Here is a 25,182-nt window from a genome sequence, read left to right as displayed (position 1 = left end):
AGTCAGCCGATCAGGTGCTCGAGGCGCTTGTCGCCGTCCCAATGCCGTAGCCCGGTCACGTGGCCGGTGATTTCCGCCGGCCGTCCCGCGATCCGCACGGCGGTGGTCAGCCTGGCCGGAGCGATCCGTCGGGCGAGCGTCACATGTGGGGTCCACTGCCCCGGTTCGGCGTGCGGCATCGGGGCTGGATCCATGAACGGCAGACAGAGTCGGTAAACATCGGCCTGTATGCCGAGCAGCTCCTCGGTCGGGATCAACAGCCGCGCCAGCACTCCGGCGGAACGTCCGAAGACGAGAGTCGCGCCCAAGCTGCATTTCAGCGGAAATCGATCGGTGAGCGCCTGCAGCGCATCGTCAGCCTGCGAGTCGATGCGCTGGCTGACGGTCAGAGTTGCGTGTGGCCGGCTGGCCGGTGCCTGGCTGGGAATATCGGCCTCGCGCAACGCATCCCAGATCCCGCGAACCGCAACTTCGGTGTCCGGGTCGAAGACCAGCTCGACAGAGTGCACCACGTCAGATCAGGCCGGCCAGCCAGTCGGGGTCAAAGGCGTCCGCGCACAGTTTCTCGAACTGCGCAGCGCTTGCACCGCCGGTGCCTGACGGCAATACCGCACGCACGGGCGCCAACCCGGCCAGCGCCTCCCGGTTCCCGGACTCGGCGATGCCGGGATGCTCCGGCCAGGCGCCGATCACCAGCCCAGCACAGGTAATCCCTTGCCCAGCAAGGGATTCCAACGTCAAAGCGGTGTGGTTGAGGGTTCCCAACCCTGGCGAAACCACCACCAGGACGGCCGCAGCAAGCTCGGCCGCCAGATCGCGCACCGTGACGCCGTCGGCCCCCAGCTCGACGAGCAGACCGCCGGCCCCTTCCACCAGGGTCAGCCCACCGGCAATCTGCGCGTCCCGGACAGCGGCCACCAGGTCGGAGCGCGTCGGCAACGGCAGCCCGGCCCGATGCGCCGCGGCCACCGGGGCCAGCGGCTCGGGGTAGCGCCATCCGCCGTGCAGGTTGGTCACGCCAGACAGCCGTCCCACCTCGCCGAGGTCGTTGTCACCGTCGATGGTTCCGGTCTGCACCGGTTTGCAGACTGCGACGTCCACGCCGGCCAGCCGCGCCGCACAGGCCAAGGCCGCGGTCGTCACCGTCTTCCCGACGCCGGTGTCGGTTCCGGTGACAACCAGAGTGCTCACGAGCGAGCCTCTGCCAGCACCTCGGTCAGCACCTGCCGCGCCAGCCTCATCTCGTCCGAGGTCAACGAGGCCCGGGCAGTCAGACGCAACCGCGACGTACCTGCAGGAACCGTCGGCGGTCGGAAGCAGCCCACCCGCATACCGCGGTCCAGGCAGGCCGCGGCGGCGGCCACGGCAACCTCGGGCGCGCCGAGGATCACCGAGACGACCGCAGAGTCCGGTACCGCCGTCACCCCGGAAATCCGGGCGAGTTCGGCGGCATGGTCGAGCACGGCGCCCGCCCGCTGCGGTTCGGCGACCAACACGCGCAGCGCCGCCCAGGCCGCACCGACGGCGGCGGGCGCCAGGCCGGTGTCGAAGATGAACGGCCGCGCCGCATCGATCAGGTGGGCACGCACCGCTGCGGGGCCGAGCACCACGCCGCCCTGGCTACCCAACGCCTTCGACAACGTCGTGGTCATCACGACATCCGGCGCGCCCGCCAACCCCGCCTCGTACAGCAGACCCTGACCGCCCACACCCCGCACGCCGAGCCCGTGTGCCTCGTCCACGAGCAAGAGCGCGCCGTGCCGACGGCAGACCTCGTGCAGCTCACGCAGCGGGGCCAGCACCCCGTCGGCACTGAACACCGACTCGGTCAACACCACCGCACGCTCTTCGGTGCGCGCGGACAGCGCGGCCTCGACCGCCTCGATGTCGCGGTGCGGGGTGACGGTCACGCGAGCGCGTGACAGCCGGCAGGCGTCGACCAGGGACGCGTGGGTAAGGGCGTCCGAGACCAGCAGCGAGCCGGGGCCCGACAACGCGACGACAGCGCCCAGGTTGGCGGTGTAGCCCGACGAGAAGACCAGGGCCGACTCGGCGCCGACGAACGTCGCCAGGGCGTCCTCGAACCCCTCGTGCAGCTCGGTGTTTCCGGTGACCAGCCGCGAACCACCCGCCCCTGCGCCCCAGGTGCGCAGCGCTTCGACGCCACCTTCGAGGACATCGGGATGCTGCGACAGCCCGAGATAGTCGTTGGACGCCAGGTCCAATTCGGTGGCCACAGCGGGGCGGGTGCGCAGTTCGCGTCGCAGCCCGGCATGACGGCGCTGTTGCTCGACATCGGCCAGCCACGCCAGCGGGGAAAGATCAGTGCGCGTCACGGTGCTCCTTCGGTGCCGGTGCCGGTGCCGACAGTTGAACACCGTTCAGGTTAGTGCACGGGCGACGCCGACCATTCCCGCGGTGATCTGGTCGACCTCCTGCGGGGTGCAGATGAACGGCGGCATCGCGTAGATCAACTTGCCGAACGGACGCAGCCAGACGCGATGACGCAAGGCCGCCAGGGTGGCCACCTTCATGTCCACGGGCTCGCACATCTCGATCACGCCGATGGCCCCGAGCACCCGCACGTCGGCAACGCCCGGCAGATCGCGCGCCGGCTCCAGGCCGCGGCGCAGGCCCGTCTCGATGGCGGCCACCCGGGACTGCCAGTCGTCGCCGATCAGCAGTTCGACCGCGGCGACGCCGACGGCACAGGCCAATGCGTTGGCCATGAACGTCGGGCCGTGCATGAGTGCGCCGGGCTCCCCCGCGCTGATCGTGCCGGCGATCCGGGTGGTGCACAGCGTGGCGGCCAGAGTGATGTAGCCACCGGTCAGGGCCTTGCCGACACACATGATGTCCGGGGTGACGCCGGCGTGCTCGGCCGCGAAAAGCTTTCCGGTGCGACCGAATCCGGTGGCGATCTCGTCGAAGATCAGCAGCACATCGTGGCGATCGCAGATGGCACGCAGGTCGCACAGATAGCGCGGGTCGTGAAACCGCATTCCCCCGGCGCCCTGGACCACGGGTTCGACGATCACCGCGGCAAGCTCGTCGGCATGCGCGGCCAACTGGCGTTCGAAGGCGTCGATGTAGGACGACTGATAGTCGGCGGGCACCGGCGGCGCGAACTCCTGGGCTACCAGCACGTCGGTCCACAGCGCATGCATCCCGCCATCGGGATCGCACACGCTCATCGGGGTGAAGGTGTCGCCGTGGTAGCCGCCGCGCCAGGTCATCAGGCGATGCTTGGCGCCGCGGCCCAGGCTGCGCCAATACTGCAACGCCATTTTGACGGCCACCTCGACCGAGACCGAACCGGAATCGCTGAAGAAGACGGTCTCCAGACCCGCCGGGGTCAACTCCACCAGCAGCTGCGCCAGGCGCGCGGCCGGTTCGTGCGTCAGGCCACCGAACATCACGTGATTCATGGTCGCGAGTTGGTCGGCGATCGCCCGGTCCAGCACCGGATGCCCGTGCCCGTGCACGGCCGTCCACCAGGACGCCATCGCGTCGAGCACCTCGATTCGGGCGCCGTCGCCAGGGTCGATCACAGTCAGCCACGCACCTTTGGCACCGACTGCCACCACCGGCTGAAGTACCTGCGCGCCCATGGCGCTGTAGGGATGCCAGATGTGGGCCGCGTCGATGGCATTGATCTGCGCTGGTGTCAGCTCAGCCACAGTCGGGCAGCCTAGCGCTTTGCTCACACACTGGGACGCACGCATCCGAAATATGAGCAGCGGGCCGATGTTAGGTAAATTGGCCTCGATCATGAGAACCCTTGACGCCCCCCGGACGGAGCCCGGCACCGAATCCGGTTCCGATTCGCGCGCCGTGATGGGGTCTCGCACATCGGGTTTCTACCGCCACGATCTCGACGGACTGCGTGGTATCGCGATTGCCTTGGTGGCGGTTTTCCACATCTGGTTCGGTCGAGTTTCCGGTGGTGTCGACGTTTTCCTTGCGTTGTCCGGCTTTTTCTTCGGCGGAAAGATCCTGCGCATCGCACTCAATCCGGACGTGCCGCTGAGGCCACTGCCGGAATTGGTCCGGCTGGTGCGGCGCCTGCTGCCCGCCTTGGTCGTGGTGCTTGCCGCGGCCGCGGTGCTGACCATCCTTGTGCAGCCCGAGACCCGCTGGGAAACGTTTGCTGACCAAAGCCTGTCAAGCCTGGGCTACTACCAGAACTGGGAACTGGCCAACACCGCCGCCGACTACCTTCGCGCCGGTGAGGCGGTCAGCCCGCTGCAGCACATCTGGTCCATGTCGGTCCAAGGGCAGTTCTATGTGGCGTTCCTGGCGGTGGTTTTCGGGTTCGCTTTCCTGGGACGCCGGCTGTTCGGACGCCACCTGCGGGCGGCGTTCATTGTGTTACTCGGCGCCCTGACCATCGCCTCGTTCGTGTACGCGATCATCGCTCACAACACCGACCAGGCCACGGCGTACTACAACAGCTTCGCGCGAGGATGGGAGCTGCTCGTGGGCGCCCTCGCCGGTGCGCTGGTGCCTGCCGTGCGATGGCCGATGTGGCTGCGGACCGTCCTGGCCACCGTGTCGCTGGCCGCGATCCTGTCGTGCGGATGGTTGATCGACGGCGTCAAGGAATTCCCGGGCCCGTGGACGCTCGTCCCGGTCGGGGCCACGATCATCTTCATCCTCTCCGCCGCCAACCGCGACCCAGAGACCGAGAGACTGCCGGCTCCCAACCGGATGTTGGCCACCAAGCCGTTCGTGTCACTGGGTTCGATGGCCTACTCGCTGTACCTGTGGCACTGGCCGCTGCTGATCTTCTGGCTGTCTTACTCGGGCCACGCCCACGCCAACTTCCTCGAGGGCACGGTCGTGCTGTTGATCTCCGGAGTGCTGGCCTGGCTCACCACGCGCTACATCGAGGATCCGCTGCGGCCGCAGAAGGCGAAGGCCACCACCACGGCCCCGGCCGTTCAGGTCCCGATCCGGGTCCGGCTGCGCCGACCCACCATTGTTCTGGGTTCCATCGTCGGTCTCCTGGGTGTGGCCCTGACCGCCACCTCGTTCACCTGGCGCGAGCACGTCACCGTTCAGCGCGCCAACGGCAAAGAACTGTCCGGGCTCTCGGCCCGTGATTACCCGGGAGCGCGCGCCTTGACCGAACACGCGCGGGTACCAAAGCTGCCGATGCGCCCGACGGTGCTCGAGGCCAAGGACGACCTTCCGGTCTCCACGACGGACGGTTGTATCAGCGACTTCGGCAACACCGACGTGATCAACTGCACCTACGGTGACAAGGACGCGACACGCACCATCGCCGTGGCAGGTGGTTCGCACGCCGAGCACTGGATCACCGCGCTGGATCTGCTGGGCCGGCTGCACGATTTCAAGGTGGTCACCTACCTCAAAATGGGTTGTCCGCTGACCACCGAGGAGACACCGCTGGTGATGGGCGACAATCGCCCGTATCCGAAGTGTCACCAGTGGAATGAAAAGGTGATGGCGAAGCTCATCGCCGATCGCCCGGACTATGTGTTCACCACCTCCACCCGCCCGTGGAACATCAAGCCCGGCGATGTGATGCCCGGGACCTATATCGGGATCTGGGAAGCGTTCGCGCAGAACAACATCCCGGTGCTGGCCATGCGCGACACGCCCTGGCTCACCCGAAACGGCAAGCCCTACTTCCCCTACGACTGCCTGGCCAACGGTGGTGATTCCGTCTCGTGCGGCATCGAGCGGTCGAAGGTGCTGTCCGACCACAACCCGACGCTCGACTTCATCGGGAGGTTCCCGGGGCTCAAGCCGCTCGACATGAGCGATGCGGTGTGCCGCAAGGACTATTGCCGGGTGGTTGAGGGAAATGTCTTGCTGTACCACGATTCCCATCACCTGTCGACGACCTACATGCGCACGATGACGGGTGAGCTGGGCCGTCAGATGGCGGCGGCCACCGGTTGGTGGTGAGCCATGCTGCCGTCCTCTTCGGTTCCGTCCGGACCAGTACCCACGCCGATATCGATGGTGTGGCCCGGTGAGGCCTACCCGCTGGGGGCAACCTATGACGGTGCGGGCACCAACTTCTCGCTGTTCTCCGAGGTCGCCGAACGCGTCGAGCTGTGCCTGATCGCCAAGGACGGTTCCGAGAACCGGATCAACCTCGAAGAGGTCGACGGCTACGTGTGGCATGCCTACCTACCCACGGTGACCCCGGGGCAGCGCTACGGCTACCGGGTGTACGGCCCCTGGGACCCGGGCGCCGGTCACCGGTGTGACCCCAGCAAGCTCCTGCTGGACCCGTACGGAAAGTCGTTTCACGGCGACTTCGATTTCAGCCAGGCCCTGTTCTCCTATGACATGTCGGCCGAACCGGCGGGCACCGGAACGCCGCCGCGGATCGACTCGCTGGGCCACACCATGACCAGCGTGGTGATCAACCCGTTCTTCCAATGGGGCTCCGACCGGGCACCCAAGACCCCGTATCACGACACTGTGATCTACGAGGCGCACGTCAAAGGGATGACCCAGACGCACCCGGGAATCCCCGAGGAGCTGCGTGGCACGTATGCCGGTCTGAGCCATCCGGTGGTCATCGAGCATCTTCAATCGCTGAACATCACCGCGATCGAGCTGATGCCGGTACACCAGTTCATGCACGATCACCGGCTGCTGGACCTCGGGCTGAGGAACTACTGGGGCTACAACACGGTCGGCTTCTTCGCCCCGCATTTCCAGTACGCGGCCACCAGACATGCCGGCGGCGCGGTCGCCGAGTTCAAGACCATGGTCAAGGCCTTCCACGACGCGGGTATCGAGGTGATCCTCGACGTGGTCTACAACCACACCGCCGAAGGCAACCATCTCGGTCCGACCATCAACTTCCGCGGCATCGACAACGCCGCCTACTACCGGTTGCTGGACGGCCAGCCCGAGTACTACAAGGACTTCACCGGCACGGGCAACAGCCTCAACGCCCGGCATCCGCACACGCTGCAGTTGATCATGGACTCCTTGCGCTATTGGGTGTTGGAGATGCATGTCGACGGTTTCCGGTTCGACCTGGCCTCTACCCTGGCCCGCGAGTTCTACGACGTGGACCGGCTTTCGGCGTTCTTCGATCTGGTCCAACAGGATCCGGTGATCAGCCAGGTCAAGTTGATCGCCGAACCGTGGGATATCGGCGAGGGCGGCTATCAGGTCGGCAACTTCCCGGGTTTGTGGACCGAGTGGAACGGGAAATATCGCGACACTGTGCGTGACTATTGGCGGGGCGAGCCCGCAACCCTCGGCGAGTTCGCGTCCCGGCTGACCGGGTCGTCGGACCTCTACGAGGCGACCGGCCGCCGGCCCAGCGCCAGCATCAACTTCGTCACCTGCCATGACGGGTTCACGCTCAACGATCTCGTGTCCTACAACGAGAAGCACAACGAGGCCAACGGTGAAGACAACCGCGACGGCGAGAGCCACAACCGGTCGTGGAACTGCGGTGTCGAGGGACCGACGGACGATCCGGACATCCTGGCACTGCGCGCCAAGCAGATGCGCAATATCATCGGGACATTGATGCTCTCGCAAGGAACTCCGATGATCGCCCATGGCGACGAGATCGGCCGAACCCAGTTGGGTAACAACAACGTCTACTGCCAGGATTCCGAACTGTCCTGGATGGACTGGTCGTTGCTGGAGACCAACGCCGACCACCTGGAGTTCACCCGCAAGGTCCTGGCATTCCGCAAACGCCATCCGGCTTTTCGGCGCCGCCGGTTCTTCGAGGGCAAACCGATCCGCAGCGGCGATCAGGTCCGCGACATCGCCTGGCTCACCCCGGCCGGCACCGAGATGACCCCACAGGACTGGGGCGCCGGCTTGGGCACCTGCGTGGCGGTGTTTCTCAACGGCGACTCGATCCCGGCTCCGAACGCCCGCGGTGAACGCGTGGTCGACGACACGTTCCTGTTGTGCTTCAACGCCAATGACCACGAGCAGGATTTCGTCACCCCCGACGGTGAATACGCGACCGAGTGGACGGCCGACATCGACACGGCCAGCCCGACCGGAGATTCGGACCTGGTGGTCGCGGCCGGCGACACCATCTCGTTGCAAGCCCGTTCACTTCTCGTCTTGCGTAAGACGGCCTGACATGCCGCGCCCGATCGTCTCGACGTATCGGCTCCAGATGCGCGCGGATTGCTGCACGTTCGACGATGCGGTGAACCTGCTGGACTATCTCGACCAGCTCGGCGTCTCACACCTGTACCTGTCACCCATCCTGACCGCGGCACCCGGGTCCACACACGGCTATGACGTCACCGACCCGACGACGGTGTCGGCCGATCTCGGTGGCCCGGACGGCCTGCGCCGACTCTCCGAAGCCGCCCGGGCCAGGGACATCGGCCTCGTCGTCGACATCGTGCCCAATCACGTCGGCGTCGCCCACCCCGAGCAGAACCCGTGGTGGTGGGACCTGCTGCAAAACGGTCGTGGCTCGCGGTATGCCGATTACTTCGACATCGACTGGAATCTTGCCGACGGCCGGATTGTGTTGCCGGTCCTGGGTTCCGACGATGATGTCGCCGATCTCACCGTCGACGGCGACGTCCTGCGCCTGGGGGATCTGGTCTTCCCCATCGCGCCGGGGACCGGCGAAGGTCCCGGAAGGCACGTGCACGACCGTCAGCATTACCGGCTGACGGGGTGGCGCAACGGGGTCTGTGGCTACCGCCGGTTCTTCTCGATCACGTCGCTGGCTGCGTTGCGCCAGGAGGACCGGGCGGTGTTCGACGCCAGCCATGTCGAGGTCAGACGCTGGTTCGACGAGGGACTGGTGGACGGTCTACGCATCGACCATCCGGACGGGTTGTCCGATCCGGCGGGGTATCTGCGGTGGCTGCGCGAGTTGACCGGTCCGGAGGCCTGGATCGTGGTGGAGAAGATCCTGGCCACCGACGAGAGCCTTGATGCGTCGCTGCCGGTCGACGGCACCACCGGATACGACGCGCTGCGCGAAATCGGCGGGATCTTCGTCGATCCGGCCGGGAAGGATGTGCTCACCGCCCTGAGCGGTGCTCGTGATCCACACGACGAATGCACACTCAAATCAGCGACCGTCACCGATACCCTCTCCAGCGAACTCAACCGACTGTGCCGGGTCATCTCGGCCGTGACCGCACAGCACGAACCACAACTTCCGACCGCCGTGGCGGCCCTGGCCGGCCGGATCGGTGTCTACCGAAGTGACTACCCGGCGCTGGCCCCGATCCTCCCCGTGGCATTGGCTGAAACCGCCTCTGCCGCGCCCGAACTCGCCGATGCACTGACAGCCCTTTCCGTGGCCATGTCCACCAGCGCCGAGGTGGTGTCACGCTTCAACCAACTGTGCGGAGCCGCGACCGCCAAAGCGGTCGAGGACTGCCTGTTCTACCGCGACGCCAGGCTCGTATCGCTCAACGAGGTCGGCGGTGCCCCGGATCTGTTCGGTGTCACCCCCGCCGAGTTCCATCAACGGAACTCCACGCGGGCACACGCTTGGCCGTCGACCATGACCACGCTGTCGACACACGACACGAAACGTGGCGAGGATGTCCGCGCTCGCATCGGGCTGCTGTCCCAGGTGCCGGAAACCTGGACGGATTCGGTTCAGCGATGGACCACGCTGACCGCTCCCCCCGACCGTGCCACCGCACTGTTCCTGTGGCAGAACATTTTCGGGGTGTGGCCCGTGGATGGCATTGTCACCGAACAGCTTCGCGACCGGCTGCACGCCTACACCGAGAAAGCGATCCGCGAGGCGGCCATCCACGCGTCCTGGCACGACCCCCGCGCCGACTTCGAGGACGAGGTGCACGCCTGGCTGGACCGGATACTCGACGGACCGGTGGCCGCCGAGATGACGGCGCTGGTGAGCCGACTTGAGGTGCACGCCGGAAACGACAGCCTCGGCCAGAAACTCGTCCAGCTCACCGCCCCCGGCGTCCCGGACGTCTACCAGGGCACCGAGACCACCGAGGACAGCCTGGTGGACCCCGACAACCGCCGCCCGGTCGACTACCCGTCGTTGCGGGCTTCCCTGGAGCGTGGGGACGATCCGAAACAGCGGGTGACCACCTCGGCACTGAAGTTGCGCCGCGCGCGTCCGCAGACCTTCCTGGCCGGTGCCTACCTTCCCCTGGCGGCCACCGGCAGCGCGGCCCGGCATCTGGTGGCCTTCGGCCGCGGTGAGGATGTCGTGGTGGCGGTGAGCCGGTGGACCGTGAGCCTCGCCGAAACCGGCTGGGGCGACACGGTACTGCCGTTGCCCGACGGCCGGTGGACAGATCGCCTCAGCGGCCGAACCTGGTCGGGCCGGGTTGAGGTCGCCGAGCTGCTCTCCGACTCGCCCGTCGCACTGCTGGAGAGAGCCGATGACTGAGTTCGCGGTGTGGGCACCCAAACCGGAACGGGTGCGCGTCGACGTCGACGGGACGCTGCACGAGATGACCCGCTCCGGCGATGGCTGGTGGCGCGCCGAGGTCCCCAGCCGCGCCGACGCCCGCTACGGGTTCGTGCTCGACGACAACCCGAAGGTCCTGCCCGACCCACGCTCGCCACGCCAGCCCGACGGTGTGCACGAACGCTCGCAGCTCTGGCAGCCCGCGGCGGACGCCTGGACGGACCAGGACTGGGCCGGAAAATCGATCTCCGGTGATGTGATCTACGAACTGCACATCGGAACCTTCACGCCCGCAGGCACATTCGACGCCGCGATCGAAAAACTGGATCACCTGGTGGATCTCGGTATCGGCTTCGTGGAGTTGATGCCGGTCAACGCCTTCAGCGGCACCCACGGCTGGGGTTACGACGGCGTGCTCTGGTATGCCGTCCACGAACCCTACGGCGGTCCCGACGGCCTGGTCCGCTTCGTGGATGCCTGCCATGCCCGTGGCCTCGGGGTGCTCATCGACGCGGTGTTCAACCACCTCGGACCGTCGGGGAACTATCTCCCGCGATTCGGGCCGTATCTGTCGGCCGGTAGCAATCCGTGGGGCAGCTCGATCAATTTGTCGGACGCCGATGCCGACGAGGTGCGCAGTTACATCATCGAGTGTGCGTTGCGCTGGATGCGCGAATTCCATGTCGACGGTTTGCGCCTCGATGCGGTGCACGCGCTGATGGACAACACCGCGATCCACCTGCTCGAGGAGCTTGCCGCCGACACCGACGCGCTGGCCGAAGAACTCGGCAGGCCGCTGTCGTTGATCGCCGAGAGCGACCTCAACGACCCCCGCCTGATCACCGACCGCGACCGCGGTGGATACGGACTGACCGCGCAGTGGGACGACGACATCCACCACGCCATCCACACCGCGGTGTCGGGTGAACGGCAGGGCTACTACGCCGATTTCGGGTCGCTGGCCACGTTGGCGCAGACCTTGAAGCACGGATACTTCCACGCCGGCACGTATTCCTCGTTCCGCCATCGCAGACATGGCCGCCCGTTGGACACGGCCACCATCCCGGCGACCCGGTTGCTCGCCTACACCCTTACCCACGACCAGGTGGGAAATCGTGCGGTCGGAGACCGACCGTCACAGGTTCTGACGTTCGGCCAACTCGCGGTCAAAGCCGCGTTGGCCCTCGGTTCGCCTTATACGGCAATGCTTTTCATGGGAGAGGAGTGGGGATCCTCCTCACCGTTCCAGTTCTTCAGTTCGCATCCGGAACCGGAACTGGCCCGCGCCACCGCCGAAGGCCGTAAGGCCGAGTTCGCCGAGCACGGCTGGGACGCCGACGAGATCCCCGACCCGCAAGATCCGGCGACATTCCAGCGCTCCAAGTTGAACTGGGACGAGGTCAGCGAAGGCGAGCACGGTCGGCTGCACCGGACCTACCGCGAGCTGATCGCGTTGCGCCGCAACGAACCCGATCTCGCCGATCCGTGGCTGGACCACCTGACCATCGACTTCGACGAGGACCAGCGCTGGATCGTGCTGCGTCGAGGCGCGGTGTCCATCGCCTGCAACCTCGGCACTGATCCGGTGTCGGTTCCGGTGACCGGTGAACTGGTCGCGGCCTGGGATGCGCCGGAGGTCGGGGAAGACGCCACGGCCGTGCCCGGGCATTCGTTCGCCGTTCTGCGCGGCGTCCGGCGGTCTGCCGACGGCTGATACAGCCGCAGCTGCCGCGAAGGTGGTCAAGACCCGTTGCGGGCGTTCAACGATTCTTCAGCACAGATGTCGTGTCGAGTCCGACCGGTGCACCGCGCGCACCGATGGGTCGTAGTTCGGGAACCGGCTGCCCGCGCTCATCGATCAAGACCGAATGCGCCTCGTCCGCAGCGAACGCGTGCCGCTCACCCCATTGACGAAGCGCAAGTACGACCGTGAAGAGATCACGTCCGGCCGCAGTCAGCGTGTACACCTGCCGCCGGCCGGACGGCGCCGTCTCTCGATGGAGAATGCCCCGTTCCACGAGGCGGCGCAGCCGGTCGGTGAGGATGTTGCGGGCAATGCCGGTTCGCTGCTGGAAGTCGGTGAACGCCCGCGCGCCGTCCATGGCGTCACGGACGATGAGCAGACTCCAGCGATCCCCGATCAGGTCGAGAGTGCGTGCCACCGGACACGGGGGGTCGGTCCAGGTCATGTCGTCGCAGCGGACCGTCGAATCCCTCATCACACCCCCATAAGAGTTGCTGATTGAAACCATTCTGCCGTAGCGTTCAATGAGTTGCAATATGCAACCAATTGAAGGTGGTGGTGAAACTGACCCTTGGTATGCGGATGCTCTTCGCTGCCGTATGCGCAGTGGCCGTTTCCACGGTCTATGCCGCGCAGCCGGTACTGACCCAGATCGGCGGTGAACTCGGCGTGCCGGAGGCCGAGCTCGGCTGGATCGTCACAGCCGGACAGCTCGGATATCTCGTGGGATTGATCCTGCTGGTTCCGTTCGGTGACGTGTTCGACCGTCGTCGGCTCATCAGTGCGCATCTGGCGCTGGCCGCCGTCGGCGTCACCGTAGCCGCGGTGGCGCCCGGCACCTGGCTACTGCTGACCGGATTGGCAATCGCCGGGTTGTTCGCGGTCGTCGTCCAGACCACTGTCGCCTATGCTGCAGCCCTGTCCACACCCGCCGAACGCGGCCGGACCCTCGGCGTGGTGACCTCCGGTGTCGTCGTCGGCATCCTCGGCGCGCGCGTGGCCGAGGGGGCTCTGGCCACAGCGTGGGGGTGGCGCAGCATCTACGCCGGACTCGCCCTGGCTCTGGTCGTGCTGGCAGCCGCGGGCGCGCGACTGCTGCCGCCCGACCCACGAATCCACCAGAGCACCTATCCACAGGTGCTGGCATCGTTTGGCCGGCTGTTCGGCGAACCTCTGTTCATCTCGCGCGGACTGATCGCGTTCTTCCTGTTCGCCTCCTTCGGCACGCTGTGGAGCGGCCTGGCTTTGCCGCTCACAGCTGGTCCGTGGCACCTGAGCACAGCACAGATCGGACTGTTCGGCATTGCGGGCCTCGCCGGCGCGCTGAGCGCCGCGCGGGCGGGACGCTGGGCCGATACCGGACTCGCCGGCGCCGTCACCGGCGGGGCACTCGGGCTCCTGGTCGCGTCGTGGCTGGCCATCGGACAGGCCTGTTGGTCGCTGGTCCTCGTCGTCGCGGGTGTGATCGTGCTCGATTTCGCCGTGCAGGCAGCGCATGTGTGCAATCAGCATGCGCTCACCACGACCTACCCACACCGCACCAGCAGCGTCATCGGCGGCTACATGTTCTTCTATTCGCTGGGCTCGGCTGCGGGCGCAACCGCGACGACCGCGGTGTACTCGGTCGCGGGATGGATCGGATCGAGCATCCTCGGCGCGACCTTCGCGGCCTGCGCACTCGTCGTGTGGTCAGTCAGCCGATCCGCGGTCTGACCGTGATGACGGTGGCCGCGAGGGCCGGCTCAGGTCAGATAGCGGTACGTGGGTGATCCCGGTTCGAGCAATTCGACGTGGATGTCGGAGCCCGCCATGCGGGCCAGCAGGCCTTCGAGATCCGTCGCCGCACTCAGCTCGACGCCGCAGAACGCCTCACCGGTCTCGCGGTTGTTGCGTTTGACGTACTCGAACAACGTAATGTCGTCGCCCGGGCCCAGCACCTCGTCGAGGAACCGGCGCAGCGCCCCGGGCTCCTGGGGAAAGTCGACCAGGAAGTAGTGCTTGAGCCCCAGATGCACCAACGAGCGTTCGACCACCTCGCTGTAGCGCGAGACGTCGTTGTTCCCGCCCGAGATCAGGCATACCACCGTCGATCCCGGCTCGATGTCGGCCTCCAACAACGCCGCCACCGACAACGCGCCCGCCGGTTCGGCGATGATCCCGTCGTTCTGGTACAGGTCGAGCATCGTGGTACACACCGCACCCTCGTCGACCGTGGTGAGCGTGACCATGTCTCCAGCCGCGGCCAGGGCGGCATACGGCAGCGCCCCGGCGCGGGCCACCGCCGCGCCGTCGACGAACTGATCGACGTTCTCGAGCGTCACCGGAGCACCCTCGGCCAGTGCGGCGATCATGGACGCCGCACCCGCGGGTTCGACCCCGAGGATCGAGGTATCCGAGGCGCGCTCCGCCAGATAGGTGGTGATGCCTGCGATACAACCGCCGCCGCCGACCGGCACGATCACCAGGTCCGGTTCCTCCTCGAGTTGGTCGAGGATTTCGGCGGCGATGGTGCCCTGACCGGCGATGGTGCGTACGTCGTCATACGGGGGCACCAGGGTGGCCCCGGTGCGCGCGACGTCGTCCAGCGCGGCGGCCGCCGCGAGATCGTACGTCGACCCCACGGCGATGAGGTCGATGAACTCCCGCCCGTGGTAGCGGATGCGGTCCCGTTTCTGTTTCGGCGTCTTGCCGGGTACGTAGACCCGGCCGTGGGTTTTCATCGACCGGCACGCCATGGCGAAACCCTGTGCGTGATTGCCCGCCGAGGAACACACCACCCCCGCGGCCAATTCGTCCGCCGAGAGCTGGGCCATCAGGTTGAATGCCCCCCGAACCTTGTACGAACGTACGGCCTGTAGATCCTCGCGTTTGAGGTAGACGTTGGCACCGGTGGCTTCCGACAGGCGTTCGTTGTATTGCAGCGGGCTGCGTGTGACCACGCCCGAAATTCGCTCAGCGGCCTCGTCGATGTCGGCCGCGGACAGCGGCGCAGTCGTGGGAGGCACTCGCGAGCTCTTGCTCAATTCGGCAGTCACCGTTCAATGGTGCCACTGGCCAGCGGTTTCACGGCACCGGGGTGAGCACAAACACCGGGATCTGACGCTCGGTCTTCTTCTGGTACTCGGCGTAGTCAGGGAATGCCTCCACCGCGCGCTGCCACCACAGCGCCTTCTCGTCACCGGTGACTTCGCGCGCCGTGTAATCACCCGACGCGGTGCCGTCTTGGAGTTCGACGTGGGGATTCTTCTTGACGTTGTAGTACCAGACCGGGTTTTTCGGGGCCCCTCCCAGTGACGCGACCACCGCGTATTCACCGTTGCGCTCGACGCGCATGAGTGGTGTCTTGCGGATCTTGCCGGTTTTCGCACCGATGGTGGTCAGCAGGATCACCGGTCGCCCGTTGAGCTCGGTGCCGGACGTGCCGCCAGAGGACATGTACGTCTCGGCGTTCTCGCGAGCCCAGTCGGATGTGCTCGGTTCGTAATCTCCGGTGAGCGGCATGCCACCAAGCCTAAGGCCGTCGTCGACGCGGTAGGCCCAATCGCACAAGACGGCCGAAATGTGGTTGACCTGGCTTCGAAGCGGGAAGACAACCCGCATGTGGCGGCTCGGTGTTCGGCAGTTGGCGGTCTGCGCTGTGACGGCCCCGGCCGTGGCCGTGGCTGCCTGCGCGAGCCCCACCGAAGTCCCTGCCGGCGCCTTGACCGCGCGGATGGTGATCGATAACAAGGAAACATCCGCGACGTATCCGGTCGACTGCACGCAGCGAGGCTGGCTCTGGACCATCGAGACCCTGCCGCAAACACCCGGCTTCACGGCGATCGTAGAGACGGGCGCCGCTGTCGAGCCCAAGGTGATGCGGATCGACGACTTGGCGGGGTTTACCGGTAGCGCGGCGGACGACGCCCTCGCCGGCGCGGAAATGGAGGGAACGACGATCCGGGTCAGCGGCACCGCGCATGGCGCCTTCGCCGATCGTCCTACCAAGCCGGCCGAGGTTCAGTTCGAGATGGAAGCCCACTGCTGAGGCCCCGATAACCGGATACCCCTCATTCCGCGTTTCGGGTAGCCGAAATCTTTCTTGCGAGCTATCGTCAATGTATGACCGCGGCCGGGAACTTTCGCAACGCCACCTTCCGGGCTGATCACCAGGTCGACATCGCCGGGGTGCCCTGGCCGGCCTACAAATTGATCGCCCTGGCGATCGGTGCCCTGGTGCTGCTGGGCGTCGGCGTGGTCACGATGAGCGCGGCACCTGCCGTCCTCGCCGCGAGCGCGGCCACCCTCGTGGTGTGGCTGGGCCTCGGCCACTCGTCCCCCTCGGGTCACTGACCTTCGAGCCACGTGATGGCAAGTGCGGTAAACGTTTTCGGCGAATCGTTCAGCCACGGACCAGGAGTACCGTCGGACTCGTGGGAATCGCGACGACTGGCCTGGCGCCGGTAGAAGAAACCGCATTCTTGACCCTGTACGCCAGGGCGCTCGACAGCCGATGTGCCCGGCCGATCCTCGGCGACGCACTGGCAGATCGAGCGGTCGGCGAACTCGACTACGACTTCGCCAGCTTGGGCGTGCAGACCAGTGTGGTGTGCCAGACGGCGTTGCGGGCCAAGATGCTCGATGCCCGGGTCCGCGCGTTCGTGGCCGAGCATCCCGACGCGGTCGTCGTAGACCTCGGAGGCGGCCTCGACAGTGGCGTACACCGGGTAGCGCCACCGGCGACGGTCGACTGGTACAGCGTCGACCTGCCTGGGGTCAGCGAACTGCGGGGGCGCGTGATTCCGCCACTCCCCCAGGCCCACATCGTCGCCGCATCACTGGACGACCCGGACTGGACCGATCCGATCCCGTCCGATCGGCCCACCATCTTGGTGGCGGACGGACTGTTCGCATTCCTTTCCGAGCCGGTGATCATCGGCATCTTCCAAAAGATCACCCAACACTTCGACTCCGGCGAGGTGGCCTTCAACGACTACGGCCGCATCGGTTGGATCAGCCGGGCGGCACTCAATCTGTTTCCGGCCAAGATGTTCAAAGACGTCGAGAGCCAGTGGGGATACCCCGGATTCAAGGATGCTCACCATCCCGAAACATGGAATCCACGACTGCATCTGGTCGAGGAGACCAGCCTTACCCGCCAGCCCGAGGTCGACCTCTTCCCCGGCTGGGTGCGCATTGCCACTCGAGCCTCAGCCTTCAGCAAGGCGACGGCCCGCAAAGCGCGGATCCTGCGGTACCGGTTCTGACCGCTTGCTCCATCAGGTCGGCACCGCCGCGTGAATGCCACAGGTACACGCATCGATGGACGGGCACGTGCACTGCATGCCCCACTCGATGATCGCCCTGGCCTGAGCCAGCGCACTCATCTGCTCATCGATCTGGGAGAGCTTGGCCTGAGCCAGGGCCCGCGCAGCCGGCCGCCCGGGGGTGTCGTCGTCCATCAGCACGGCGATGTCGTCGAGCGTGAATCCTGCGCTCTTGCAGAGCCGGATCACCTCCAGCCGCACGAGCACCGACTCCTGGTAACGCCGCTGCCCACCGACGCGCTCCGGAGCCGGGAGCAGACCCAGCTGTTCGTAATAACGCAGCGCGGTCTGCGCGACGCCCGCCCGACGGGCCACCTCACCGATGGTCAGCCGTTCGCTCACCGTGAACTCCTCGCCGCGGACTTGACTTAGAGTCAACTCTAAGTTGTTGACTCGTGGCATGTCATCCACCGACACCTTGAACCAAACCCGTTACGCGGTCCTACGCAGCTTCCGTCGTGACGGTTCGCCCGTCGACACCCCGATCTGGTTCGCCGTCGAGGGCGACCGAAGCATCGTCTTCCGGACGAAGCGGGGCCCAAAAACCAAACGCCTGAGCGCAAACCCAGAAGTCGAGCTCATCGCCTGCGACTATCGTGGTCGCATCACCGACGGCATTCGTCTGCACGGCCGGGCTTCGATGCTGTCGGGCGCGCCGGCACAGCAGGCCAACCGTGCGCTGCACCGGCGCTACGGCTGGCAGTGGAACATCGTGCCGCTGCTGAAGATCCCCGGTGTCACCAACGTGCACCGGGGCCTCCCGCTACGCGAAAAGCTACGCCGCGCGCGGATGCGTGAAGTGTGGCCTGACAGCGCCATCGTTCGCGTCGAGTTGACGCCGGACTCCCCCGGCTACCCCAGGCAGCCGGGGCCCAGCAGCGCCTTGAGGTCACCCATCAAGGCCGACGACGGAGTGACGCGCAGCGACTGATCCAACTCCAGCGTGGTGATCCGCTCACCGCTGATCAGCCGCAGATGCACCTGGGACGTGCCGGGGTGGTTGGCCAGCACCTGCTTGAGCGCACTGACCTTGTCGATCGTGCACTGCCTCGTGGGCAGGCTGACCGCCAGCGGACGGTCAGCCTGGGCGCTGCTGAAGTCGGGCACGACGAGCTCGTGGGCGATCAGCGAGATCCGGTCGTCGCGCGCGGCCACCTTCGCCTTGACCAGCACCACCACGTCGTCGGCGATCTCGTGACCGAACAGCGAATAGGTCTGCGGGAAGAACAGAACCTCGATACCACCGGTGAGGTCTTCCAATTGAGCTGACGCCCAAGGCAAGCCGTTCTTGTTCACGCGACGGTTGACCGAGGCCAGGATGCCGCCGACCACCACCTGCGCATCGTTGGCGACATCGCCGTCGAGGATCGCCGGAATCTGGGTGTCGACCTGGTTGGCCAACAGATGCGCGACGCCGTTGAGCGGATGCCCGGACACGTACAGCCCCAGCATCTCGCGTTCGAGGGCGAGCTTGTGCTTGTCCTCCCACTCCTCTTCCGGCACACGGATGGTGAACACAGCGTCCGTGCCGCCGCCGTCATCGGTGCCACCGAAGAGGTCGAACTGGCCCATCGCTTCGGCCTTCTTGGTGCCGAGCACCGAATCGACCGCATCGGTGTGCACCAGGAACAGCCCCTTGCGGGGATGGCCGAGCGAGTCGAACGCGCCTGCCTTCACCAATGATTCGGTGACCTTCTTGTTGCAGGCCGCGATGTCGATCTTGTTGAGGTAGTCGGAGAAGTCGGCGTACTTGCCCTTCTCGGTACGGGTATTGATGAGCGAGGCAACGACATTCGCGCCGACGTTGCGGATCGCGCCCAGACCGAACCGGATGTCGTCGCCCACCGAGGCGAAGTTCTGCACCGACTCGTTGACGTCGGGTGGCAGCACGGTGATGCCGAGCCGGCGGCAGTCGGCGAGGTAGACCGCGGCCTTGTCCTTGTCGTCACCGACGGAGGTGAGCAGACCGGCCATGTACTCGGCCGGGTAGTTCGCCTTCAGGTACGCCGTCCAGTAGGACACGAGACCGTAACCGGCCGCGTGGGACTTGTTGAACGCGTATCCGGCGAACGGAAGGATGGTGTCCCACAAGGCTTTCACTGCGGCCTCGGAGAACCCGTTGGCGGTCATCCCTTCCTTGAAGCCCTTGTACTCGGCTTCGAGCACCTCAAGCTTCTTCTTGCCCATGGCCTTTCGGAGCGCGTCGGCCTTACCCATGGTGTAGGAGGCGACCTTCTGCGCGATGAACATGATCTGCTCTTGGTAGACGATCAGGCCGTAGGTCTCGGCGAGGATGTCCTTGAGCGGTTCCTCGAGCTCGGGGTGGATGGGCTTGATCGCCTGCCGGCCGTTCTTGCGGTCGGCGTAATCGTTGTGGGCGTTCATGCCCATCGGACCGGGACGGTACAGCGCGAGCACCGCCACAATGTCGTTGAATCCGGTGGGCTGCATGCGCCGCAGCAGGTCGCGCATGGCACTGCCGTCGAGCTGGAACACGCCCAGGGTGTCACCGCGGCCGAGCAACTCGTAGGCCGCCGGATCGTCGAACGGCAGCGTGTCCAGGTCCAGGTCGATCCCGCGGTTGGCCTTGATGTTCTCCAGGCAGTCACCGATGATCGTCAGGTTCCGCAGGCCGAGGAAGTCCATCTTCAGCAGGCCGATGGCCTCGCACGACGGATAGTCCCACCCCGTGATGACCGCACCGTCCTGCGGGCGCTTCCAGAGCGGGATCGCGTCGATCAGCGGCTCGGAGCTCATGATCACCGCACACGCGTGCACACCAGCGTTGCGGACCAGGCCTTCCAGACCGCGCGCGGTCTCGAAGATGGTCCGCACATCCGGATCGGTGTCGATCAGCGCTCGGACCTCGGCGGCTTCCTTGTACCGCTCGTGGTTGGGATCGGTGATCCCCGAGACCGGGATGTCCTTGGCCATGATGGGCGGCGGCAGCGCCTTGGTGATCCGGTCGGCGATCGCAAAACCCGGCTGACCGTAATGCACGCGGGCCGAATCCTTCAGCGCCGCTTTGGTTTTGATGGTACCGAAGGTGATGACCTGGGCCACCCGGTCGCTGCCCCACTTGTTGGCGGCATACCGCAGCATCTCGCCGCGGCGACGGTCGTCGAAGTCGATGTCGATATCGGGGGCCGACGGACGCTCCGGGTTGAGGAACCGCTCGAACAGCAGACCGTGCGGGATGGGGTCGATATTGGTGATGCCCAGCGCGTAGGCCACCAGCGAGCCGGCCGCCGAACCACGGCCCGGGCCGACCCGGATGCCCACCGAACGGGCGTAGTTGATCAGGTCGGCCACGATCAGGAAGTAGGACGGGAAGCCCTTCTCGCAGATGACCTTGATCTCGTAGGCGGCGCGATCGGTGTACTCGGCGGGCACGGCTGCGCCACGGAACCGGCGCTCCAGCCCGGCCTGCACCTCATGGGTCAGCCAGGAGGCCTGGTCATGCCCGTCGGGAACCGGGAACACCGGCATCCGGTCGGTGGGCGTCCACACGTCGGCGTAGGACTGCACCCGCTCGCCGATGAGCACCGTGGAATCGCACGCGCCGGGCACCTGGGAGTCCCACAGGGCCCGCATCTCCTCGGCCGACTTGAGGTAGTAACCGTCGCCGTCGAACTTGAAGCGGTTCGGATCCGACAAGGTCTTGCCGGTCTGGATGCACAGCAGCGCCTCGTGGTTCTGCGAGGCCTCCCGCGTCACGTAGTGGCAGTCGTTGGTGGCCAGTGGCGGGATGCCCAGCTTCTGCCCGATTTCCAGCAGGCCTTCACGGACCCGGCGCTCGATGTCGAGGCCGTGGTCCATGAGCTCCAGGAAGAAGTTGTCGGGACCGAAGATCTCGCGCCATTTGGCGGCCGCCTCCAGCGCCTCCTGGCGGTGGCCGAGCCGCAGCCGGGTCTGCACCTCACCCGACGGACAACCCGTCGTGGCGATGATCCCCTCGGCGTGCTCGGCGATGATCTCGGCGTCCATGCGGGCCCACTTGCCCAGCTGCCCCTCGAAGGAGGCCAGCGACGAGAGCTTGAACAGGTTGCGCAGACCCGTCGCGTTCTCGGCGACCATCGTCATGTGGGTGTAGGCACCGCTACCCGAGACGTCGTCACCCTTCTGACTCGGGTCACCCCACTGGACACGTTTGGTCTCGAAGCGAGAGGCGGGCGCGATGTACGCCTCGATACCGATGATCGGCTTGATGCCGGCCTTGGTCGCCGAGTTGTAGAACTCGCTGGCCCCGAACATGTTGCCGTGGTCGGTCATTCCGATGGCCGGCATGCCGAGACGCTGCGCCTCGGCCAGCATCGGAGTGATCTTCGCGGCGCCGTCCAGCATCGAGTACTCGGTGTGGTTGTGCAGGTGGACAAAGGAGCCCGAAGATGAACCGCTCATAGGGCTGCCAGTCTATTGCGCCCCACCGACACCGCCGCGCGTGTCGCAACGCGTGTCTTTGGCGGCGGGCCGGCGGGATCCGCCGGACTCGGACAGCAAGCCGTTTCCGATCACCAGATGAAGTTGCTTGGCAATCTCGGGAAGGTCCACCGAACGGCGCTGCCAACCGGTATAGGCCCCCACGCCCCACACCATCGCGTACAGCAGCTCCACCAGAACCGCCGGATCGGTGTGCGGCGGCAGTTCGCGGTGCTCGACGGCCTGGACGATCACCTCACTCAGGAAGTCACGGGTGGCCGCGACGGTGACCGCGGGCAGCTCGGGGTGGCGAAGCGCTTCCAGCCGGGCATTGACCAGGAATCCGACCACCGCCCGGTCGTGTTGCCAGACCGCGACCACCGCCTCGACATACGCACGTAACCGATCCATCGCTAATTCATGCTTTTTCGCGATACGGATGCACTCGTCGACCACCTCGTGCGCGCGCGTGAGCAGGGCGCGGTAGAGCTCCTCGCGACTCGAGAAGTAGTAGTTCAGCGTGGGACGACTCAGCCCGCTGCGCTTGGCGATCTCCTGGAACGTCGTCGCGGCGTAGCCGCGCTCGTTCATGACGTCGTAGGCCGTTCGCAGGATGCGTTCACGGGTTTGCGCGGCATCGGCACCGACCGGTCGGCCGGGCCCTCGACGGCCACGCGGGTGTGCGCCTTGCGGAGTCATCGAGCAAACCCTATTGCATAGCTAAATCAAGGTCAAAAGTCCCACTCGCAAACGGCAGGGCCAGAATTCAGGAGGACAGTGGCTGGGCCCGGGCCCGGCCGGTGTCGTCCCGCCCTTGTTCGGCCGGCCGTTTGCGCAGCACACCGATGGTCATGATCAGCAGCGCGAGCCAGATCAAAGCGAACCCGATCCACCGGCCCGGCGGCATCGGCTCATGGCCGATGAACACACCCCATGCCATCTGCAGGCCAGGGTTGAGGTAGAACAGCAGCCCCAGCGTCACCATCGGAAGGCGTTGGGCGGCGGCGGCGAACAGGAGCAACGGCACGGCGGTGACCGGACCGGCCAGGAGCAACAATGCCGCGTGCCCGGGGCCATGGTCGAGGAAGTTTGCACCGCCGGTCAGTTCCAGCGCGAGCAGATAACCGGCGGCCAGCGGAAGGGCCAGCAACGTCTCTACGGCCACGCTCACTCTCGGATCGGCCTGGACCACTTTCTTGACCAGGCCGTAGAGGCCGAACGAGAGCGCCAGCGTGACCGCAATGTAGGGCGGTGCTCCCACGCCGACGGTCAGAATCACCACTGCGCCGACCGCGAGCAGCAACGCGACCGCCTGCCATCGGGTGATCCGCTCGCGGAACACCAATACGCCCAACAGCACACTGACCAGAGGATTGATGAAGTACCCGAGAGCGGCATCCACGACGTGACCGGTCGTGACGGCGTAGATGTAGGTTCCCCAGTTCAGCGAGATCAGAGCCGCTGCCGCGGCCAGTTGCAACCAGGTCCGCCACCGCAACCGGCGCAGATCCCCGAGACGTCGGCCTGCCGCGAGCACCAGCACGAGGAACACGGCACTCCAGACGATGCGGTGAGCCAGCACCTCAAGCGCACCCGCGGGCAGCAGGAGCAGGAAGAATCCGGGGCACAATCCCCACCAGATGTACGCCCCGGCGCCGTACAGCACCCCGGAACGCCCCGCGCCCGCCGGCTTCTGGCCCGCGTCGCCACCCACGGCTAGTGGCGACGGAGCACGTCGAGCGCGGCCTGCAGGTCAGCCGGGTACGGGCTGGTGATCTCGATGCGCCGGCCGTCGGCCGGATGCGCAAAGGCAAGTGACCGCGCATGCAACCATTGCCGTTCGAGCCCAAGCTTTTTCGCGAGCGTCGGGTCGGCTCCGTAGGTCATGTCGCCACAACAGGGGTGATGCAGCGCCGCGAAGTGCACGCGGATCTGGTGGGTCCGGCCCGTCTCCAACTCGATATCGAGCAGGCTGGCGGCCTGGAACGCCTCAAGAGTGTCGTAGTGGGTGATGCTGTGTCGGCCGCCGTCGACGACCGCGAACTTCCAGTCATGGCCCCGGTGCCGCCCGATCGGCGCATCGATGGTCCCGCTCGACGGGTCGGGGTGGCCCTGCACGAGGGCGTGGTACCGCTTGTCGACCGTGCGTTGTTTGAACGCTCGCTTGAGCACCGTGTACGCCCGTTCCGACAGCGCCACCACCATGACACCGGACGTGCCGACATCGAGTCGGTGCACGATGCCCTGCCGCTCGTGGATGCCCGACGTGCTGATCCGGAACCCGGCCGCGGCCAGCCCGCCCAACACGGTGGGCCCGTGCCAGCCGACCGTGGCGTGCGCGGCCACACCGGGCGGCTTGTCCACCGCGACGATGTCGGCGTCGGAGTAGAGGATGTCCATGCCCTCGATGTCGACCGGGGTGTTCTCGACGGGGGCCGGCGGCTCGGGCAACCGGACCTCCAACCAGGCGCCCGCGACGAGTTTGTCGGACTTGGCTGCGGGGGCACCGTCGAGGTCGACGCCGCCGTCCTCGGCCAGGGCGGCCACCGCGGTACGAGACAACCCGAGCAGCCGGGCCAACCCGGCGTCGACTCGCATTCCCGCCAGGCCCTCGGGCACCGGCATCGATCGGGTCGTCACTATGACGTCTCGGCCTGGCCGCCGACTGCGCTCGACTCGTCGGAGGGGGTCGCCGCCTCCCGGCCGCCCTCGGTGTCGGTCTTGGTGTCGGTCTTGGTGTCGGGGCGTCGGCGACCGACGGTGTCGAAGTCGAAGCCGAACAACGACAAGGCCACCAGCAGGATCGCGCCACCGACCACCGCCGGATCGGCGACGTTGAACACCGGCCACCAGCCGACCGAGAAGAAATCGACGACGTGGCCGCGCAGCGGACCGGGCGCCCGGAAGAAACGATCGATCAGGTTTCCGGTCGCGCCGCCCAGGATCATGCCGAGGCCGAGCGCCCACCACGGAGACACCAGTCGACGACCCATCCAGACGATGCCGATCACCACACCCGTCGCGATGAGCGTCAGAACCCAGGTGTATCCGGTCGCCATCGAGAACGCCGCGCCGGAGTTGCGCACCAACGTCCAGGTGACCGTGTCGCCGATGATCGACACCGGTTGACCCGGCGTCAGTAACCGAACCGCAAGCACCTTGGTCACGACGTCGACGAACAGCACCACTGCCGCCACGGTGAGCAGTAGGCGCAGTCGCCGGCGAGGCCGGGCAACGGCTGCTGAGGACGATTTCGTGTCCCCGGTTGCGTCGGTCACCGGCTCTACCGGGCCTGACGATTCATCAGTCACTCT

Annotated in this window: 21 protein-coding genes and 1 pseudogene; 9 read left to right on the top strand and 13 right to left on the bottom strand. The window is 66.4% G+C overall.

The features are described 5' to 3' along the window. Positions 1 to 2 precede the first annotated feature (2 nt). The 4 genes from A5699_RS26975 to A5699_RS26960 are packed head-to-tail and all read right to left on the bottom strand — an operon-like array spanning position 3 to position 3,680. Entirely contained in the window at positions 3 to 512 is a 510-nt protein-coding gene (locus tag A5699_RS26975; protein ID WP_067776560.1) for a 2'-5' RNA ligase family protein, read from the bottom strand. A 1-nt stretch (position 513) separates the two neighbouring features. Then, a complete protein-coding gene (bioD, locus tag A5699_RS26970) occupies positions 514 to 1,191 on the bottom strand; it encodes a dethiobiotin synthase (RefSeq protein WP_067776557.1) in 678 nt (225 codons plus the stop codon). After that, positions 1,188 to 2,336 carry an 8-amino-7-oxononanoate synthase gene (locus tag A5699_RS26965; RefSeq protein WP_067776554.1) on the bottom strand — a complete coding sequence of 383 codons (1,149 nt, stop codon included), beginning with the start codon at positions 2,334 to 2,336 and terminating at the stop codon, positions 1,188 to 1,190. Before A5699_RS26965 ends, bioD begins: the two co-directional genes overlap by 4 nt. Positions 2,337 to 2,381: 45 nt before the next feature. Beyond that, positions 2,382 to 3,680: an adenosylmethionine--8-amino-7-oxononanoate transaminase gene (locus tag A5699_RS26960; protein WP_067776552.1), complete on the bottom strand. Its 1,299-nt coding sequence runs from the start codon at positions 3,678 to 3,680 to the stop codon at positions 2,382 to 2,384. Positions 3,681 to 3,771: 91 nt separating this feature from the next. On the opposite strand from A5699_RS26960, the gene A5699_RS26955 reads away from it, so the two are divergent. Genes A5699_RS26955 through treZ form a run of 4 tightly spaced genes read left to right on the top strand, consistent with a single transcriptional unit; the run spans position 3,772 to position 12,113 of the window. After that, positions 3,772 to 5,937: an acyltransferase family protein gene (locus A5699_RS26955; RefSeq protein ID WP_067776549.1), complete on the top strand. Its 2,166-nt coding sequence runs from the start codon at positions 3,772 to 3,774 to the stop codon at positions 5,935 to 5,937. 3 nt (positions 5,938 to 5,940) lie between these two features. Continuing rightward, complete coding sequence (glgX, locus tag A5699_RS26950; RefSeq protein ID WP_067776546.1) at positions 5,941 to 8,109, top strand: glycogen debranching protein GlgX; 2,169 nt, start codon at positions 5,941 to 5,943, stop codon at positions 8,107 to 8,109. A gap of 1 nt (position 8,110) precedes the next feature. Then, a complete protein-coding gene (gene treY, locus A5699_RS26945; protein WP_067776543.1) occupies positions 8,111 to 10,378 on the top strand; it encodes a malto-oligosyltrehalose synthase in 2,268 nt (755 codons plus the stop codon). Next, complete coding sequence (gene treZ / locus A5699_RS26940) at positions 10,371 to 12,113, top strand: malto-oligosyltrehalose trehalohydrolase (RefSeq protein WP_067776540.1); 1,743 nt, start codon at positions 10,371 to 10,373, stop codon at positions 12,111 to 12,113. Before treY ends, treZ begins: the two co-directional genes overlap by 8 nt. Positions 12,114 to 12,159: 46 nt before the next feature. Here the strand turns inward: treZ and A5699_RS26935 are convergent, their stop codons facing one another. Next, positions 12,160 to 12,588, bottom strand: a complete 429-nt coding sequence (locus A5699_RS26935; RefSeq protein ID WP_197508410.1) for a helix-turn-helix domain-containing protein — start codon at positions 12,586 to 12,588, stop codon at positions 12,160 to 12,162. 113 nt (positions 12,589 to 12,701) lie between these two features. Here A5699_RS26935 and A5699_RS26930 point away from each other — a divergent pair, with 113 nt between their 5' ends. After that, a complete protein-coding gene (locus tag A5699_RS26930) occupies positions 12,702 to 13,856 on the top strand; it encodes an MFS transporter (RefSeq protein WP_231965851.1) in 1,155 nt (384 codons plus the stop codon). A gap of 29 nt (positions 13,857 to 13,885) precedes the next feature. On the opposite strand, the gene ilvA is transcribed toward A5699_RS26930, so the two are convergent. Further along, positions 13,886 to 15,178: a threonine ammonia-lyase IlvA gene (ilvA, locus tag A5699_RS26925; RefSeq protein ID WP_067776534.1), complete on the bottom strand. Its 1,293-nt coding sequence runs from the start codon at positions 15,176 to 15,178 to the stop codon at positions 13,886 to 13,888. A gap of 28 nt (positions 15,179 to 15,206) precedes the next feature. Then, complete coding sequence (locus tag A5699_RS26920; protein ID WP_067776531.1) at positions 15,207 to 15,644, bottom strand: nitroreductase family deazaflavin-dependent oxidoreductase; 438 nt, start codon at positions 15,642 to 15,644, stop codon at positions 15,207 to 15,209. A gap of 136 nt (positions 15,645 to 15,780) precedes the next feature. Here A5699_RS26920 and A5699_RS26915 point away from each other — a divergent pair, with 136 nt between their 5' ends. The 3 genes from A5699_RS26915 (at position 15,781) to A5699_RS26905 (ending at position 17,389) form a co-directional block, all read left to right on the top strand. After that, a complete protein-coding gene (locus tag A5699_RS26915; RefSeq protein WP_231965850.1) occupies positions 15,781 to 16,170 on the top strand; it encodes a lipoprotein LpqH in 390 nt (129 codons plus the stop codon). A gap of 74 nt (positions 16,171 to 16,244) precedes the next feature. Continuing rightward, the gene (locus A5699_RS26910; RefSeq protein ID WP_067776529.1) at positions 16,245 to 16,475 is read left to right on the top strand and encodes a hypothetical protein; all 231 of its coding nucleotides are present in this window, start codon (positions 16,245 to 16,247) and stop codon (positions 16,473 to 16,475) included. An 80-nt stretch (positions 16,476 to 16,555) separates the two neighbouring features. Then, positions 16,556 to 17,389 (top strand): class I SAM-dependent methyltransferase, encoded by an 834-nt coding sequence (locus tag A5699_RS26905; protein ID WP_067776527.1) that lies wholly within the window; start codon positions 16,556 to 16,558, stop codon positions 17,387 to 17,389. A 12-nt stretch (positions 17,390 to 17,401) separates the two neighbouring features. Here A5699_RS26905 and A5699_RS26900 read toward each other — a convergent pair whose 3' ends face one another. Beyond that, complete coding sequence (locus A5699_RS26900) at positions 17,402 to 17,791, bottom strand: MerR family transcriptional regulator (protein WP_067776524.1); 390 nt, start codon at positions 17,789 to 17,791, stop codon at positions 17,402 to 17,404. A gap of 58 nt (positions 17,792 to 17,849) precedes the next feature. Between A5699_RS26900 and A5699_RS28845 the strand changes: the two are divergent. Then, a pseudogene (locus tag A5699_RS28845) lies at positions 17,850 to 18,281 on the top strand (PPOX class F420-dependent oxidoreductase); the annotation flags it as partial. Positions 18,282 to 18,301: 20 nt separating this feature from the next. Here A5699_RS28845 and dnaE read toward each other — a convergent pair. From dnaE to lspA, 5 genes are all read right to left on the bottom strand, one after another. Further along, the gene (dnaE, locus tag A5699_RS26890; protein ID WP_067776518.1) at positions 18,302 to 21,850 is read right to left on the bottom strand and encodes a DNA polymerase III subunit alpha; all 3,549 of its coding nucleotides are present in this window, start codon (positions 21,848 to 21,850) and stop codon (positions 18,302 to 18,304) included. Between the two features lie 12 nt (positions 21,851 to 21,862). After that, entirely contained in the window at positions 21,863 to 22,567 is a 705-nt protein-coding gene (locus tag A5699_RS26885; protein ID WP_067776515.1) for a TetR/AcrR family transcriptional regulator, read from the bottom strand. A 67-nt stretch (positions 22,568 to 22,634) separates the two neighbouring features. Then, positions 22,635 to 23,534, bottom strand: a complete 900-nt coding sequence (gene rarD, locus A5699_RS26880) for an EamA family transporter RarD (RefSeq protein WP_067776656.1) — start codon at positions 23,532 to 23,534, stop codon at positions 22,635 to 22,637. Between the two features lie 50 nt (positions 23,535 to 23,584). After that, positions 23,585 to 24,508, bottom strand: a complete 924-nt coding sequence (locus A5699_RS26875; protein WP_067776512.1) for an RluA family pseudouridine synthase — start codon at positions 24,506 to 24,508, stop codon at positions 23,585 to 23,587. Next, positions 24,508 to 25,146 (bottom strand): signal peptidase II, encoded by a 639-nt coding sequence (lspA, locus tag A5699_RS26870; RefSeq protein WP_067776509.1) that lies wholly within the window; start codon positions 25,144 to 25,146, stop codon positions 24,508 to 24,510. The genes A5699_RS26875 and lspA overlap by 1 nt, the downstream gene beginning before the upstream one ends. Positions 25,147 to 25,182: the final 36 nt, after the last annotated feature.

Source organism: Mycobacterium sp. E802 (assembly GCF_001666875.1).
Taxonomy (GTDB): domain Bacteria; phylum Actinomycetota; class Actinomycetes; order Mycobacteriales; family Mycobacteriaceae; genus Mycobacterium.
The sequence above is the reverse complement of the archived record's forward strand: the minus strand, read 5'-3'. Positions and strand labels throughout refer to the sequence as shown.

Excerpts from the sequence above, each read along its gene's own strand:
- A5699_RS26955 (WP_067776549.1), top strand. The coding sequence starts at position 3,772 with ATGAGAACCCTTGACGCCCCCCGGACGGAGCCCGGCACCGAATCCGGT.
- glgX (WP_067776546.1), top strand. The coding sequence starts at position 5,941 with ATGCTGCCGTCCTCTTCGGTTCCGTCCGGACCAGTACCCACGCCGATA.
- treY (WP_067776543.1), top strand. The coding sequence starts at position 8,111 with ATGCCGCGCCCGATCGTCTCGACGTATCGGCTCCAGATGCGCGCGGAT.
- treZ (WP_067776540.1), top strand. The coding sequence starts at position 10,371 with ATGACTGAGTTCGCGGTGTGGGCACCCAAACCGGAACGGGTGCGCGTC.
- A5699_RS26935 (WP_197508410.1), bottom strand. The coding sequence starts at position 12,588 with ATGACCTGGACCGACCCCCCGTGTCCGGTGGCACGCACTCTCGACCTG.
- A5699_RS26920 (WP_067776531.1), bottom strand. The coding sequence starts at position 15,644 with ATGCCGCTCACCGGAGATTACGAACCGAGCACATCCGACTGGGCTCGC.
- A5699_RS26910 (WP_067776529.1), top strand. The coding sequence starts at position 16,245 with ATGACCGCGGCCGGGAACTTTCGCAACGCCACCTTCCGGGCTGATCAC.
- dnaE (WP_067776518.1), bottom strand. The coding sequence starts at position 21,850 with ATGAGCGGTTCATCTTCGGGCTCCTTTGTCCACCTGCACAACCACACC.
- A5699_RS26885 (WP_067776515.1), bottom strand. The coding sequence starts at position 22,567 with ATGACTCCGCAAGGCGCACACCCGCGTGGCCGTCGAGGGCCCGGCCGA.